14 protein-coding genes are annotated in these 14,252 nt (G+C 73.7%); 4 read left to right on the plus strand and 10 right to left on the minus strand.

Annotated elements, in window-relative coordinates; genetic code table 11:
• Positions 1-9: 9 nt before the first annotated feature.
• The 5 genes from L6E17_RS00775 to L6E17_RS00790 form a co-directional block, all read right to left on the minus strand.
• A complete protein-coding gene (locus L6E17_RS00775) occupies positions 10-972 on the minus strand; it encodes an electron transfer flavoprotein subunit alpha/FixB family protein (protein WP_236238862.1) in 963 nt (320 codons plus the stop codon).
• 55 nt (positions 973-1,027) lie between these two features.
• Complete coding sequence (locus tag L6E17_RS00780; RefSeq protein ID WP_236238863.1) at positions 1,028-1,813, minus strand: electron transfer flavoprotein subunit beta/FixA family protein; 786 nt, start codon at positions 1,811-1,813, stop codon at positions 1,028-1,030.
• A 191-nt stretch (positions 1,814-2,004) separates the two neighbouring features.
• A complete protein-coding gene (locus tag L6E17_RS00785; RefSeq protein WP_236238864.1) occupies positions 2,005-2,538 on the minus strand; it encodes a flavin reductase family protein in 534 nt (177 codons plus the stop codon).
• Between the two features lie 58 nt (positions 2,539-2,596).
• Complete coding sequence (locus L6E17_RS31305; protein ID WP_374108992.1) at positions 2,597-2,677, minus strand: putative leader peptide; 81 nt, start codon at positions 2,675-2,677, stop codon at positions 2,597-2,599.
• Positions 2,678-2,762: 85 nt separating this feature from the next.
• On the minus strand, positions 2,763-3,116 hold the full coding sequence (locus tag L6E17_RS00790) for a TlpA family protein disulfide reductase (RefSeq protein WP_374108969.1): 354 nt from the start codon (positions 3,114-3,116) through the stop codon (positions 2,763-2,765).
• 347 nt (positions 3,117-3,463) lie between these two features.
• Between L6E17_RS00790 and L6E17_RS00795 the strand changes: the two genes are divergently transcribed.
• Positions 3,464-4,186: a 1-acyl-sn-glycerol-3-phosphate acyltransferase gene (locus L6E17_RS00795; RefSeq protein WP_236238865.1), complete on the plus strand. Its 723-nt coding sequence runs from the start codon at positions 3,464-3,466 to the stop codon at positions 4,184-4,186.
• Between the two features lie 42 nt (positions 4,187-4,228).
• Here the strand turns inward: L6E17_RS00795 and L6E17_RS00800 are convergent, their stop codons facing one another.
• From L6E17_RS00800 to L6E17_RS00815, 4 genes are all read right to left on the minus strand, one after another.
• On the minus strand, positions 4,229-4,846 hold the full coding sequence (locus tag L6E17_RS00800) for a transglutaminase family protein (RefSeq protein WP_236238866.1): 618 nt from the start codon (positions 4,844-4,846) through the stop codon (positions 4,229-4,231).
• A gap of 100 nt (positions 4,847-4,946) precedes the next feature.
• Positions 4,947-6,026, minus strand: coding sequence for a low specificity L-threonine aldolase (locus L6E17_RS00805; protein WP_236239588.1), 1,080 nt, complete (start codon positions 6,024-6,026; stop codon positions 4,947-4,949).
• Positions 6,027-6,037: 11 nt separating this feature from the next.
• Positions 6,038-6,802 carry an SDR family NAD(P)-dependent oxidoreductase gene (locus L6E17_RS00810; RefSeq protein WP_236238867.1) on the minus strand — a complete coding sequence of 255 codons (765 nt, stop codon included), beginning with the start codon at positions 6,800-6,802 and terminating at the stop codon, positions 6,038-6,040.
• 80 nt (positions 6,803-6,882) lie between these two features.
• Positions 6,883-8,280, minus strand: a complete 1,398-nt coding sequence (locus L6E17_RS00815; protein WP_236238868.1) for a DUF6421 family protein — start codon at positions 8,278-8,280, stop codon at positions 6,883-6,885.
• Positions 8,281-9,186: 906 nt separating this feature from the next.
• Here L6E17_RS00815 and L6E17_RS00820 point away from each other — a divergent pair.
• Positions 9,187-11,763, plus strand: a complete 2,577-nt coding sequence (locus tag L6E17_RS00820; RefSeq protein WP_236238869.1) for an ATP-dependent Clp protease ATP-binding subunit — start codon at positions 9,187-9,189, stop codon at positions 11,761-11,763.
• A 10-nt stretch (positions 11,764-11,773) separates the two neighbouring features.
• Here the strand turns inward: L6E17_RS00820 and L6E17_RS00825 are convergent, their stop codons facing one another.
• Positions 11,774-12,331, minus strand: a complete 558-nt coding sequence (locus tag L6E17_RS00825; RefSeq protein WP_236238870.1) for a GNAT family N-acetyltransferase — start codon at positions 12,329-12,331, stop codon at positions 11,774-11,776.
• Positions 12,332-12,465: 134 nt separating this feature from the next.
• On the opposite strand from L6E17_RS00825, the gene L6E17_RS00830 reads away from it, so the two are divergent.
• On the plus strand, positions 12,466-12,843 hold the full coding sequence (locus L6E17_RS00830) for a DUF5134 domain-containing protein (RefSeq protein WP_374108970.1): 378 nt from the start codon (positions 12,466-12,468) through the stop codon (positions 12,841-12,843).
• Positions 12,844-13,310: 467 nt separating this feature from the next.
• Positions 13,311-14,246 (plus strand): M56 family metallopeptidase, encoded by a 936-nt coding sequence (locus L6E17_RS00835; protein WP_236238871.1) that lies wholly within the window; start codon positions 13,311-13,313, stop codon positions 14,244-14,246.
• Positions 14,247-14,252 lie beyond the last annotated feature (6 nt).

Genomic DNA, 14,252 nt, shown 5'->3' on the forward strand with positions numbered 1-14,252 from the left:
GGCGCGCGATCAGCCCTTGCGGGACGTGACCTCTTCGGTCAGCTGCGGGACGACCTCGAAGAGGTCGCCGACCACGCCGTAGTCGACCAGCTCGAAGATCGGGGCCTCGGCGTCCTTGTTGATGGCCACGATGGTCTTCGAGGTCTGCATGCCGGCGCGGTGCTGGATCGCGCCGGAGATGCCGGCCGCGATGTACAGCTGCGGGGAGACCGACTTGCCGGTCTGGCCGACCTGGCTGGTGTGCGGGTACCAGCCGGCGTCCACGGCGGCGCGCGAGGCGCCGACGGCGGCACCGAGCGAGTCGGCCAGCGCCTCGATGATCGCGAAGTTCTCGGCGCCGTTGACGCCGCGGCCGCCGGAGACCACGATCGCGGCCTCGGTCAGCTCGGGGCGGCCGGTCGACTCGCGCGGGGTGCGGGAGACGACCTTGGTGCCGGTGGCCTGCTCGGAGAAGGAGACGGACAGGGCCTCGACGGCGCCTGCCGCGGCCGCGGGCTCCACGGGGGCCGAGTTCGGCTTGACCGTGATGACCGGGACGCCCTTGGAGACGCGGGACTTGGTGGTGAAGGCGGCGGCGAACACGGACTGCGTCGCGACCGGGCCCTCGTCGCCGGCCTCCAGGTCGATGGCGTCCGTGATGATGCCGGAGCCGATGCGGACCGCGAGGCGGGCGGCGATCTCCTTGCCCTCCGCGGAGGACGGCACGAGCACGGCGGCCGGGGACACCGACTCGTAGGCGGCCTGGAGCGCGTCCACCTTCGGGACGACGAGGTAGTCGGCGAACTCGGGCGCGTCGGCGGTGAGGACGCGGGTGGCGCCGTGCTCGCCGAGCGTGGCGGCGGTGGCCTCGGCGCCGGCGCCCAGGGCGACGGCGACCGGCTCGCCGATGCGGCGGGCGAGCGTCAGCAGCTCCAGGGTCGGCTTGCGGACGGCGCCGTCCGCGTGGTCGACGTAGACGAGAACTTCAGCCATGGGACTTCTTCTCTCCTGCTTGCGAGGGGTGAGGGGGCGGTGGGGGGCCGAAGCCTCAGATGAACTTCTGGCCGGCGAGGAACTCCGCGAGCTGCTTGCCGCCCTCGCCCTCGTCCTTGACGATCGTGCCGGCGGTGCGGGCCGGCCGCTCCACGGCCGAGTCGACCTTGGTCCAGGCGCCCTCGAGACCGACCGCGTCCGCCTCGATGTCGAGGTCGTCGAGGTCCAGGGACTCCACGGGCTTCTTCTTGGCGGCCATGATGCCCTTGAAGGACGGGTAGCGGGCCTCGCCCGACTGGTCCGTCACGGACACGACGGCCGGGAGGGACGCCTCCAGCTGCTCGGTCGCGGCGTCGCCGTCGCGGCGGCCCTTGACCACGCCGTCCTCGACGGAGACCTCGGAGAGCAGGGTGACCTGCGGGACGCCGAGGCGCTCGGCGAGCAGCGCCGGCAGGACGCCCATGACGCCGTCGGTGGAGGCCATGCCGCAGACGACCAGGTCGTAGCCGGTCTTCTCGATGGCCTTGGCGAGCACCAGGGAGGTGCCCATGACGTCGGTGCCGTGCAGGTCGTCGTCCTCGACGTGGACGGCCTTGTCGGCGCCCATCGACAGCGCCTTGCGCAGGGCGTCCTTGGCGTCCTCGGGACCGACGGTGAGCACGGTGATCTCCGCGTCGTCCGCCTCTTCCGCGATCTGCAGCGCCTGCTCGACCGCGTACTCGTCCAGCTCCGACAGCAGGCCGTCGACGTCGTCGCGGTCGACGGTCAGGTCATCGGCGAAGTGCCGGTCGCCGGTGGCGTCGGGCACGTACTTCACACAGACAACGATCCTCAAGCTCACGCCGGCTCTCCTACTGCATCGTCATTACTGGGCTGCCTTGTTGCACGCAGCATAGGCGCCTGATGGGGCGGTTTCCGCTCGGGGCGGCGGGCGCCCCGCAACGAAATATTACTCGTCAGTACACCGGGAGCCTTCCCGGTAAGCAAGCGCTTTGAACTGTGACCTTCGCAACGCTGAGTAACCAGGATCTCTCAGTCGCGCAGGGCGTTGAAACGCCCGTGGTGGTAGAGCAGGGGGCGGCCCCCGCCGGCGCCGGGGTCGCCCGCGACGACCTCGGCGACGACCAGCCGGTGGTCCCCCGCGGGCACGCGCCCGACCACCCGGCACACCAGCCAGGCCAGCGCGCCCTCCACGATCGGCACGCCCTCGGGGCCCGGGTGCCAGCGGGTCGGGGCGGCGAACCTGTCGGCGCCGCTGCGGGCGAAGGTCGCGGCCAGCTCCCGCTGGTGCTCGCCGAGTATGTGCACGCCGACGTACTCGGCCGCGGACACGGCGGGCCAGCACGACGACGCCGTACCGATGCCGAAGGAGACGAGCGGCGGCTCGGCGGACACGGAGGTCAGGGAGGTGGCGGTGAATCCGGCGGGTCGGCCGCCGTGCCCGGGACGGCCGGGGGCGGTGATCACGGCGACACCGGCGGCGTGCCGCCGGAAGGCGGAGCGCAGCAGCTCGGGGCCGGCGGCCGCGGGGGCGGGCTCCGTGTCGAGCGCGGGGGTGACCGTCATGGAGTTGTCCTTCTGCCGGTGCGAGGCGCGGTGGCGCGTGTGCGGGGTCCGTGGCTGCTCAGACACCCGGACAGAGCGCGCTCGCGCTGCGGGCGAGGTCGACGTGGACGCGCCCGAAGAGAAGGAGTTCGTACGGCACGGCCGCCAGCCTGGCGAGCGGCGGCCGACGGCGTCAAGGCCGCAGGGCGCAATGCGACGAGTGTCACGGCCGGTCGCGCCGCAGGTCACAGGACATGGCCGAGGGCGGCGATCACGTCGACCCGGCGCGGCCGGCCGGCCGCACGGCGCACGACGCGCCCGGCGGCGTCGAGGACGAGCACGGTCGGCGTACGGGTGATGCCGAGGGCGCGGACGAGCGCGAGGTGCCGTTCCGCGTCGATCTCGACGTGCGCGACGCCGTCGACCATCGCGGCGACCTCCGCGAGGGTGCGGCGGGTGGCGCGGCACGGCTGGCAGAAGGCGGTGGAGAACTGGACGAGCGTGGCCCGCCCGCCGAGCGGCGCGCCGAGGTCGCGCGCGTCCAGCACGGCCGTGCCCTCCTGCGGGCCGCCGCCGTCGTCCCGTGCGTCCGTGGCCACCGTCGTTTACCTCCTGCCGTTCCGCCTTGCCCCGACCCGCCACCCCGGCCCGCCATCCCCCGGCCCGTGGGCGCGTCCGGCACTCGTCACTCGTCGCGCCTGGCCTGCGTGCCGGCGCGGCGACCGCCGCGGGTGGGGCGCCGTCCGTCCGGGATGCCGGGAAGACCCAGCATGCGCCCGTGATCGGGGGGAACGTGACGAGCATCTCGCTGCGTTTGCCATCTTCCCAGGCCGCGCGGGCTGGCCTGCCCCCGGCCGCATGGGGCACGATCGGCCCATGCCGTTACCTACGGCGGCGTAACCTAGCCGGGAGCTCCCCGGGCTGTGGAAGAAGGGTCTTCTCCTCGATGGCAGAACTCGTCTATCGGCCGGTCATCGGCGCCGCGCTGACCATGTTCAAGGCGCTGGACCTCAAGATCGACGTGCAGGGATCGGAGAACATCCCGCGCAAGGGCGGGGCCGTGCTGGTGAGCAACCACATCGGCTACCTCGACTTCATCTTCGCGGGCCTCGCCGCCCGGCCCCAGAAGCGCCTGGTGCGCTTCATGGCGAAGGAGTCCGTCTTCCGCAACAAGGTGTCCGGCCCGCTGATGCGCGCCATGAAGCACATCCCGGTCGACCGGGCGCAGGGCGAGGCGGCCTACCGGCACGCGCTGGACGCCCTGCGGTCCGGCGAGATCATCGGGGTCTTCCCCGAGGCGACCATCTCGCAGTCGTTCACCCTGAAGGGCTTCAAGTCCGGTGCGGCCCGCCTCGCCCAGGAAGCGGGCGTCCCGCTGGTGCCCGTGGCCCTGTGGGGCACGCAGCGGCTGTGGACGAAGGGCCGCCCCCGCAACCTGAAGCGCAGCCACATCCCGGTGACGATCCGCGTGGGCGAGCCGGTGGAGGCCCCGGCCGACCAGTACGCGGGCGCCATCACCCGGCGGCTGCGCGAGCGCGTCCAGGAGCTGCTGGAGACGGCGCAGCGGGCGTACCCGGTGCGCACCAAGGACGCGGCGGACTCCTGGTGGATCCCGGCCCATCTGGGCGGCACGGCTCCGTCCCCGGCGGAGCTGCGCGAGGCGCAGTAACGCTTCGGCAGCGCCCGGCCGCCCCCGTCTGCGGCCGGGCGGTCAGGCGTCCGCGCCCTCCTCACCGTCCGAGAGGCCCTCGGGGAGGATGCGCCACAGGTGGTGCCGGTCGGCCGCGGTCCGCAGGGCCGTGAGGACGCGCGGGTGGGGCACGGCGTGGAGCTCCGGGTAGTCGGTCTCGCCGAGCTCCGGGCGTACGGGGAAGGCCAGGCACTCCCCGTCCAGGGAGAAGCGCGCCGTGACGCCGGGCTTGTTGCCTCGGCAGTCCTGCCGGTGCCAGGCGCCCTTGAGCCGGACGGCGACGAGGCCGTGCAGGGCGTGGCCGCCGTCGCCGGTCGCGAGCCGCTGGTAGCACAGGGCGGTGGGGATGTCCTCGGCCCGCAGCAGCGCGGCCAGGGCGTGGGACTTGGCGTAGCAGACCCCGGTCCCCGACTCCAGCACGTCGGAGGCGCGCCAGGTGACGCGCGGGTCGCCGCTGTCCGCGGAGTGGGGGACGGCGTCACGGACGTACTCGTATGCCAGTCGCGCATAGTCATACGAGTCCGCGGCGGGGCCCACCAGCCGGGCGGCCGTTTCGCGCACCACGGGATGATGGTGGTCGATCACGTCGTCCGCCGCGAGGTACGCGGACAGGTCGGGGTTCTGCTGGATCAGCTGCATGCTTGCCGAGCATAGGTAGGCGACTGACCGATCGTCAATGGACATTCGGTCAGCCGCATACTTATGCAGCCTTACGGGAGGGCCGGGTTGCCTCTGCGGGCTACCGGGCCATCTCCTCCTTCAGCGCCTGGACGAAGGCGTCGACGTCCTCCTCGGTCGTGTCGAAGGAGCACATCCAGCGCACGTCGCCGGCCGCCTCGTTCCAGAAGTAGAAGCGGAACCGCTTCTGGAGCCGCAGGCTCACCTCGCGGGGCAGCCGCGCGAAGACCGCGTTGGCCTGGACCGGGTAGAGGATCTCCACCCCGTCCACGGACCGCACGCCGTCGGCCAGGCGCTGCGCCATCGCGTTGGCGTGCCGGGCGCTGCGCAGCCACAGGTCCTTCGCGAGCAGCGCCTCGAACTGCACGGACACGAACCGCATCTTCGAGGCGAGCTGCATGGACATCTTGCGGAGGTGCTTCATGTGGCGGCCGGCCTCGGGGTTGAGGACGACGACCGCCTCACCGAAGAGCAGTCCGTTCTTCGTGCCGCCGAGCGTCACGACGTCCACGCCGACCGCGTTCGTGAACGCCCGCATCGGGACGTTCAGCGACGCGGCCGCGTTGGCCAGCCGCGCGCCGTCGACGTGGACCTTCATGCCGAGCCCGTGGGCGTGCTCCACGATGGCCCGGATCTCGTCCGGCGTGTAGACGGTGCCGAGCTCGGTGTTCTGGGCTATGGAGACGACCTGCGGCATGGCCCGGTGCTCGTCGTCCCAGCCGAACGCCTGCCGGTCGATCAGCTCGGGAGTGAGCTTGCCGTCGGGTGTGGGAACGGTGAGCAGCTTGAGGCCCGCCATGCGCTCCGGAGCGCCGCCCTCGTCCACGTTGATGTGCGCGGACTCGGCGCAGACGACCGCTCCCCAGCGGTCGGCGAGCGCCTGGAGCGCCGTGACGTTGGCACCGGTGCCGTTGAACACCGGGAACGCCTCGGCGGTGGGGCCGAAGTGGCTGTGCATCACCCGCTGGAGGTGCTCGGTGTACTCGTCCTCGCCGTAGGAGATCTGGTGACCTCCGTTGGCCAGGGCGAGGGCCGCGAGCACCTCGGGGTGGGCTCCGGCGTAGTTGTCGCTGGCGAAGCCCCGCACCGACGGGTCGTGGTGGCGACGGGCGTCGGTACGGGCCGGTGCGGACGGGATCATGCCGACCGGGGTCACGGCTTGGGGGTCAGCCACAGACGCTGTCCATTCACTTCCTGGGCGGGCTGCTGCCAGACGCCGGCGATGGCGTCGGCCAGGTCCTTGACGTCGGTGAAGCCCGCGAACTTCGCATTCGGGCGCTCGGCGCGCATGGCGTCGTGCACCAGTGCCTTGATCACCAGGATGGCAGCCGCGGCCTTCGGGCCCTCGTCGCCCCCCGCCTTGCGGAAGGAGTCGGCGAGGGCGAGGGTCCAGGCCTCGGCGGCGGCCTTGGACGCGGCGTAGGCGGCGTTGCCCTCGGTGGGCTTGGCCGCACCCGACTGGCTGACCAGCACATACCGGCCGCGGTCGCTGCGCTTGAGGGCCTCGTGGAAGGCGAGCGAGGTGTGCTGGACGGTGCGGATCAGCAGCTTCTCCAGCAGCGCCCAGTCGGCCAGGTCGGTCGAGGCGAAGTCGGAGCTGCCGCGCCAGCCGCCGACGAGGTGGACGACCCCGTCGACGCGGCCGAACTCCTGCTCGGTCTTGTCGGCCCACTCGCGGGTGGCGGCCGGGTCGAGGAGGTCGACCGTGTCGCCGGTCACGGTGGCGCCGCCGTGGGCGTAGCGGGCGGCGTCGACCGCCTCGGCCAGGCGCTCGGCGTCGGCGTCGGCGCCGACCACGGTCGCACCGGCCTCCGCGAGCCGGAGCAGGACGGCGCGCCCGGCGGGGCCCGCCGCTCCGGCGACCGCGATGACGGCGCCTTCCAGGGGGCCGCCGTTCCCGTTGACGTTCTCGGTCATGCTGCTCGTCTCCTCCGCACCCGTCGCGGGTGCCGTGTCGGTCGCCTCTGCCCTGCCTGCCTTCCCCGACGGATCGGGGCTCACGCGGCCGCCTTCTCGACGTCGGCGGCGGTGATCCCCTTGGTGGAGGCGATCACGGACTTCAGCTTCTTCGCGAGCGCCTCGAAGAACATGCTGAGCGGGAACTCGTCCGGAAGCACGTCGTCCACGAGCTTGCGCGGCGGCTGCGACACGTCGAGGGCGTCCGGGCCCTTGGCCCAGCGGGAGCCGGGGTGCGGGGCGAGGTAGGCGGAGACCAGGTCGTACGCGGCGAACCAGTGCACCAGCTTCGGGCGGTCGATGCCGTCGCGGTACAGCTGCTCGATCTCGCCGCAGAGCTGGTTGGTGACCTGGGGGGCGCGGTCCCAGTCGATGTGCAGGGTGTTGTCGGTCCAGCGCACCACGTCGTGCTTGTGGAGGTACGCGAAGAGCAGCTGGCCGCCGAGGCCGTCGTAGTTGCGCACGCGGTCGCCGGTGAGCGGGAAGCGGAACATGCGGTCGAACAGCACCGCGTACTGGACGTCCCGGCCGTGCGGGTTGCCCTCGGCCTCCAGCCGGACGGCCTCCTTGAACGCGGTGAGGTCGCAGCGCAGCTCCTCCAGGCCGTACATCCAGAACGGCTGGCGCTGCTTGATCATAAAGGGGTCGAACGGCAGGTCGCCGTGGCTGTGGGTGCGGTCGTGGATCATGTCCCACAGCACGAACGCCTGCTGGCAGCGCTGCTGGTCGCCGAGCATCTCCCGGATGTCCTGGGGCAGGTCGACGCCGAGCACGTCGACGGCCGCCTCGGTGACGCGGCGGAAACGCGCCGCCTCGCGGTCGCAGAAGATGCCGCCCCAGGTGAAGCGCTCGGGGACCTCGCGGACCGCGACCGTCTCGGGGAAGAGCACGGCCGAGTTGGTGTCGTACCCGGAGGTGAAGTCCTCGAAGGTGATGCCGCAGAACAGCGGGTTGTCGTAGCGGGTGGCCTCCAGCTCCGAGAGCCACTCCGGCCACACCATGCGCAGCACGACGGCTTCCAGGTTCCGGTCCGGGTTGCCGTTCTGCGTGTACATCGGGAAGACCACCAGGTGCTGGCGGCCGTCGACCCGCTCGGCGGCGGGGTGGAACTCCATCAGGGAGTCGAGGAAGTCCGGCACGGCGTAGCCGCTGTCGGCCCACTTGCGCAGGTCGGCGACCAGGGCGCGGTGGTACGCGGCGCCGTGCGGCAGCAGCGGGGAGAGCGCCTCCACGGCGGCGACGACCCGGGCGAGCGCGGCGTCGGCGTCCGCGCGGGCCGGGGCGCCCTCGGCGCCGAAGTCGACGGAGCCGTCGGCGGACTGCCAGACGCGGATCTCCTCCACGGCATTCTTGAGCTCCGTCCAGGCCGGGTGGTCGATCACCCGGGTCCCGGTGGCCACGGCACCACCGGCAACGTCCTGCACAAGAATTTCCGTCATTTCACTTCCTCCACGGGAGAACCTCGCGTTAAGGCACCGTATCCATGTGCGCGTTTCCACCACAAGGGGGTATGGCGAAAATTATCCTGCGCCACCCCTTGGTCACCGCCGATTTTCCTGTGCAGTACCCCCGAACCGCGCACTTAGGCCGCCTCATGTGCGGTAGTTCGACCCCGGCACAACAGAGCGCATCCGCTCGGCCACGCCACGGAACCGTGGGACCCGCCGGCATCGGCCACCGCGGGACTACGGGCGCCCACGGCCGGCCATGGCCCACCGGGGCAGCCCGGCCGCAGCCTGTCCGGGGCCCGCGCCCCGCCGCATCGCGACAGGGCCGGAGGCCCGGCGGAGCCCACCGGGGGCGACCGCGGCTGCCCGCCGGACCGGCGACCGGCGGGTCGGCGCGGCACCGCGGCCCGGGGCACCGGCACCGGCGCCGCCCCTCCGGCGGATGCACCGGTCGAGGCCCGCGCCGCGGACCCTCCGGCCCGGGTGCCCCGGCGCGGACCGCTGCCCGGAGCGGACGGCAGGGCCTCCCCGCCGCATCGCCTCCCCGCGACATCGCCTCCCCGCCGATCGCCTCCCCGCCGGATCGCCTCCCGGTCCGCGTGTCACCTGAGGGGAGCAAGGCGGCGCGCCGCACCCGCGCCCGAGGCGCGACCGCGCGGCGCCCGGCACCCCCGGACCCGGCGAAGCCGGTGCCCGTACGGCCGTACACCCTCCGTACGGGCGCCGGGCCCGCCTCGGGCACCCGGCGGCGACCGGCCGAGACGCCCCCGGCGGGATGGTCTGGCGTGTGTAAGCCGGGGCCGCCAGGGAACTCGCGCGCTGGATTTTGCCGTAAGCGGCATGAATCCTGGACGGACAGGGACGGATCGGCCTAACTGGGACGGACGGTACGGACATATGAGCAGTGGTTTCCTCGGACCGGAGGGCTTCGGCCCGGACCCGTTCAGCGAATTCCTGGCCCGCCTCTTCGGAGGTACGCAGGCCCCCTCCGCGGCCCGCCGCGGCCCCCGGTACATCGACATCGCCCGCATGATGAGCGAGCCGACGCGGCGCATGGTGGACGAGGCGGCCTCGTACGCGGCCGAGCACGGCAGCCCCGACCTGGAGACGGAGCACCTGCTGCGGGCCGCGCTGGAGACGGAGCCGATCCGCGACCTGGTCGTCCGGGCCGGCGCCGATCCGGACGCCCTGGCCGCGGAGATCGACCGCACCGCCGGCGAGGGGCCACCGCAGTCCCGCATCGCCGTCACCCCCGCCGTCAAGCGGGCGCTGCTGGACGCGCACGACCTGGCCCGGCACATCGGCGCCTCCTACATCGGGCCCGAGCACGTGCTCGCCGCGCTGGCCGCGAACCCGGACTCCGCCGCGGGCCGCATCCTGCGGGCCGCCAAGTTCGACCCCGGATCGGTGCCCTCCTCCGGGTCGGCGCCGCAGCGCGGGAAGAGCGGCGGGTCCGGCGGGTGGGAGAACACCGCGGCCGACCAGCGCCCGGCGCCGCAGCACGGCACACCGACCCTGGACAAGTTCGGGCGGGACCTCACCGACATGGCCCGCTCCGGGCGCATCGACCCGGTCATCGGCCGGGAGGAGGAGATCGAGCAGACAGTCGAGGTGCTGTCCCGGCGCGGCAAGAACAACCCCGTCCTGATCGGGGACGCGGGCGTCGGCAAGACCGCCGTCGTCGAGGGCCTCGCCCAGCGCATCGCCGACGGCGACGTGCCCGACTCCCTCCTCGGCCGCAGGGTGGTCGCCCTGGACATGACCGGCGTCGTCGCCGGGACCCGCTACCGCGGCGACTTCGAGGAGCGCATGACCGGGATCATCGACGAGGTGCGGGCACACTCCGACGAGCTCGTGGTGTTCATCGACGAACTCCACACGGTCGTCGGCGCGGGCGGCGGCGGAGGCGGCGGCGAGGGCGGCTCCATGGACGCGGGCAACATCCTGAAGCCCGCCCTGGCCCGCGGCGAGCTCCACGTCATCGGGGCGACCACCATGGAGGAGTACCGCCGCTACGTCGAGAAGGACGCGGCGCTCGCCCGCCGCTTCCAGCCGATCCTGGTGCCCGAACCCAGCACCGAGGACGCCCTGGAGATCCTGCGCGGGCTGCGCGACCGGTACGAGGCCCACCACCAGGTGCGGTACACGGAGGAGGCCCTGCTGGCGGCCGTGGAGCTCTCCGACCGGTACCTCACGGAGCGGTTCCTGCCCGACAAGGCGATCGACCTCGTCGACCAGGCCGGGGCCCGGGTGCGGCTGCGCGCCCACGCCCAGCCGACCGACGTGCGGGCCCTGGAGCGGCAGGTGGAGCAGCTCACCCGCGACAAGGACCAGGCGGTGGCGGCCGAGCAGTACGAACGGGCCACCGAGCTGCGCGACCGCATCCAGGAGGTGCAGACCCGGATCCGGGACAGCCGCGGCGAGCCGTCGGACGGGGACGCCCGCGACCGCGTCCTGGAGGTCACGTCCGAGGACATCGCCCAGGTCGTCAGCCGTCAGACCGGCATTCCCGTCAGCCGCCTCACGCAGGAGGAGAAGGACCGGCTGCTCGGCCTGGAGCAGCACCTGAAGGAACGCGTCATCGGGCAGGACGAGGCGGTGGCGGCCGTGTCCGAGGCGGTGCTGCGGTCCCGCGCCGGCCTCGCGGACCCGCGGCGGCCCATCGGCAGCTTCCTCTTCCTCGGACCCACCGGTGTCGGCAAGACGGAGCTGGCGCGGGCCCTCGCGGACGCGTTGTTCGGCAGCGACGAGCGGATGGTGCGGCTCGACATGAGCGAGTTCCAGGAGCGGCACACCGTGAGCCGGCTGGTCGGCGCACCCCCCGGGTACGTGGGTCACGAGGAGGCCGGGCAGCTCACGGAGGCGGTGCGCCGCCACCCGTACTCGCTGCTGCTGCTCGACGAGGTGGAGAAGGCCCACCCGGACGTCTTCAACGTGCTGCTGCAGGTGCTCGACGACGGCCGGCTCACCGACTCGCAGGGGCGGACCGTCGACTTCAAGAACACGGTCATCGTGATGACGAGCAACCTGGGCGCCGACGTCATCGGGTCCGGCCGGGGCGTGCTCGGCTTCGGATCCGCGGAGGCGGACGGGGACGAACAGGCCGCGCGGGACCGCGCGCTGCGACCGCTGCGCGAGCACTTCCGCCCCGAGTTCCTCAACCGCATCGACGAGATCGTGCTCTTCCACCGGCTGGAGGGCCGGCAGCTGCGGCAGATCACCGACCTGCTGCTGGACGAGACGCGGCGCCGGATGCGCGCCCAGCACGTGGCGGTCGAGTTCTCGCCGGACGCCGTCGACTGGCTGGCGCAGCGGGGCTACCAGCCGGAGTACGGCGCGCGGCCGCTGCGCCGGACCATCCAGCGGGAAGTGGACAACGAGCTGTCCCGGCTGCTGCTGGACGGCCGGCTGCGGGACGGCGGCCGGGTGAGCGTCGGGGTGGCCGGCGGCCGCCTGGACTTCCGTACGGAGTGATCCGCCGGCGTCAGCCCAGGTCGCCGAGGTCCTTCACGAGGAGCTCGAACCGCAGGTCGTCGCGGCGCGGCAGGCCGAAGCGCTCGTCGCCGTACGGGAACGGGGTCATCCGTCCCGTACGGCGGTAGCCGCGGCGCTCGTACCAGGCGATGAGCTCCTCGCGCACCGAGATCACCGTCATGTGCATCTCCCGCACGCCCCACTCGGCGCGGGCCCGCCGCTCGGCCTCCGCGAGGACGCGCCGCCCGAGGCCGCCGCCCTGGAGTCCGGGCCGCACCGCGAACATGCCGAAGTAGGTGGCGTCACCGCGGTGTTCGAGCTGGCAGCAGGCGACGATGCCGCCGTCGCGCTCCACGGTGAGCAGCCGGGAGCCCGGGGCGCTGATGACGGCGCGCACCCCCTCGGCGTCGGTGCGGCGGCCGTCCAGGATGTCGGCCTCCGTGGTCCAGCCTGCCCGGCTGGCGTCGCCGCGGTACGCCGACTCGATCAGGGCGACCAGGGCGGGCACGTCGGCCTCGACGGCGTCGCGGTAGGTCGGCTCACCGGTGCCCTGCAGTGCGGTGTCCATCGTGTGCGGTCTCCCCTCGGCTGTGCTGTCCCGGCGCCGAGCCTAACGCGCTCCCCCCGTACGCCCCTGCGCTCGCGTGCGCCCCGGGCCGTGGGGGCATCCCCTCGTGGGGCGCTACGGGGAGGGATGCTGCGGTGTCGGACTGGCTGCTGGTGGTGCTGTGCGCGGCGACCGGGGCGTACTGCCTGGTCCGGAGGGTGCGGATGCGGCGCGGCGGCGCACTGCGCGAGGGACGGGAGGCGGGTGGCGAGGCGGTGATGGCCTTCGGGATGGCGGCGATGGGGGTGCCCGCGGCGGTGCTGCCGCCTCCGGCGTGGATGTGGGTGGTATACGCGGCGGTGTTCGGCGCCGCGTCGGTGCGGGCGGCCTGGGCCGCGCGCCAAGGCCGGGGCCATCTGCACCATCTGGTGGGGTCGCTGGCGATGGTGTACATGGCGGTGCCGCTGCCGGGCGCGGGGGCGGCGGGCCACGCGGGGCACGCCGGGCACGCGGGGGCGGGCTGCCCCTGGTGACGGGCGCCCTGCTGGCGTACTACGCGGTGTGGGTGCTGCGCACGGGCGTGCGGCTCGCTCCGGCCGCGGCGGCCGTTCCGGTCGCCGGCGCCACGGCCGGGGGCCCGCGGGCCTCGCTGCCGGGGGCTCGGCGGGCGCCCCGGCGGCAGGACCTGCGGGCCCGGTCGCGGCACCTGCCGCCGACGCCGCTCCCCGGAGCGCGGAGGCCGCCCCCTGGGGCGCGGCGGTGGACGGCCCGTCGGGCGGGGCGGTGCTGGACGGACCGGAACTGGCGGCCGGGTGCCGGATGGTGATGGCGGTGGCCATGCTGGCCATGCTGGGGACGATGTGACCGCGCCGCCCGGGCCCCGGCGGGCGGCGCGGCGACATGGAGACGGGGTGTCCCGGCAGGGCGGCAAACCGTGGCGTGCGTCACTTCCCGCGCCGACCTGGTCCGGCCCGCGGGGGTCCCCTCTTAGGCTGGCGCCATGCTGCTTCCCCTCGCGCTGCTCACGTTCGGCGTCGTGGCCGCTGTGGCGGCTCCGCGCCTGCTGGCACGGGCCGACTGGCCGGAGCGGGAACCCATCGTGGCGTTGTGGGTGTGGCAGTGCGTCGTGGCGGCGGTGCTGCTGAGCTTCGCGCTGTCGATGACGTTCAGCGCGGCCGCCGCCTGGCAGGTGGTGCGGGGCCACGTCTTCGCCCCGGCGCCCGCCGCGGTCGTGGAGGCGTACGCGCTCGCGGACCACGCCCCGTGGTCGGGGGTGCTCGCAGTGCTGCTCGGGTGCGGGGGGCTGTGGACCGGGGCGATGCTGACCCGTGAGGTGCGCCGGACGCGGGCGCGGCGCCGCCGGCGGCGGGCCGAACTGCTCGTACGGGCCCCGCTGCTGCCGGGCGAGGAGCCGGGCGCGGGCCCGCTGGTGCTGCTGGAGGGCGACCGGGCGGGCGCCTGGTGGATGCCCGGTCCGACGCCCCGGCTGGTCATCACCACGGCGGCGCTGCGCCGCCTGAAGGGTCGTCAGCTCGACGCGGTGCTGGCGCACGAGGAGGGCCATGCCCGCGCCCGCCACGACTGGCTGCTGCACTGCGCCTCGGCGCTGGCGTCCGGCTTCCCCCGGGTGCCGGTGTTCGCCGCGTTCCGGGACGAGATGCACCGGCTGGTGGAGCTCGCGGCGGACGACTCGGCGTCCAAGCGGTTCGGGCGGCTGACCACCGCACTGGCGCTGGTGGGACTGAACGAGGACCGCGGGGTCTTCGGTCCCTGCCCGGTGCCGGACGCCGAGGTGCCGCGGCGGGTCCGCCGGCTGCTGTCGGGCGGTCCGCGGCTCACGCCCGGGCGGCGGCTGCGGTTGACCGCCGCTGCCGCGCTGGTGCCGGCGATGCCGCTGCTCGTGGCGCTGGCGCCGGGGCTCAGCGCGCTGCGCTGACGGCTC

The organism is Streptomyces sp. CC228A (assembly GCF_021390935.1).
In the GTDB taxonomy this organism is placed as follows: domain Bacteria; phylum Actinomycetota; class Actinomycetes; order Streptomycetales; family Streptomycetaceae; genus Streptomyces.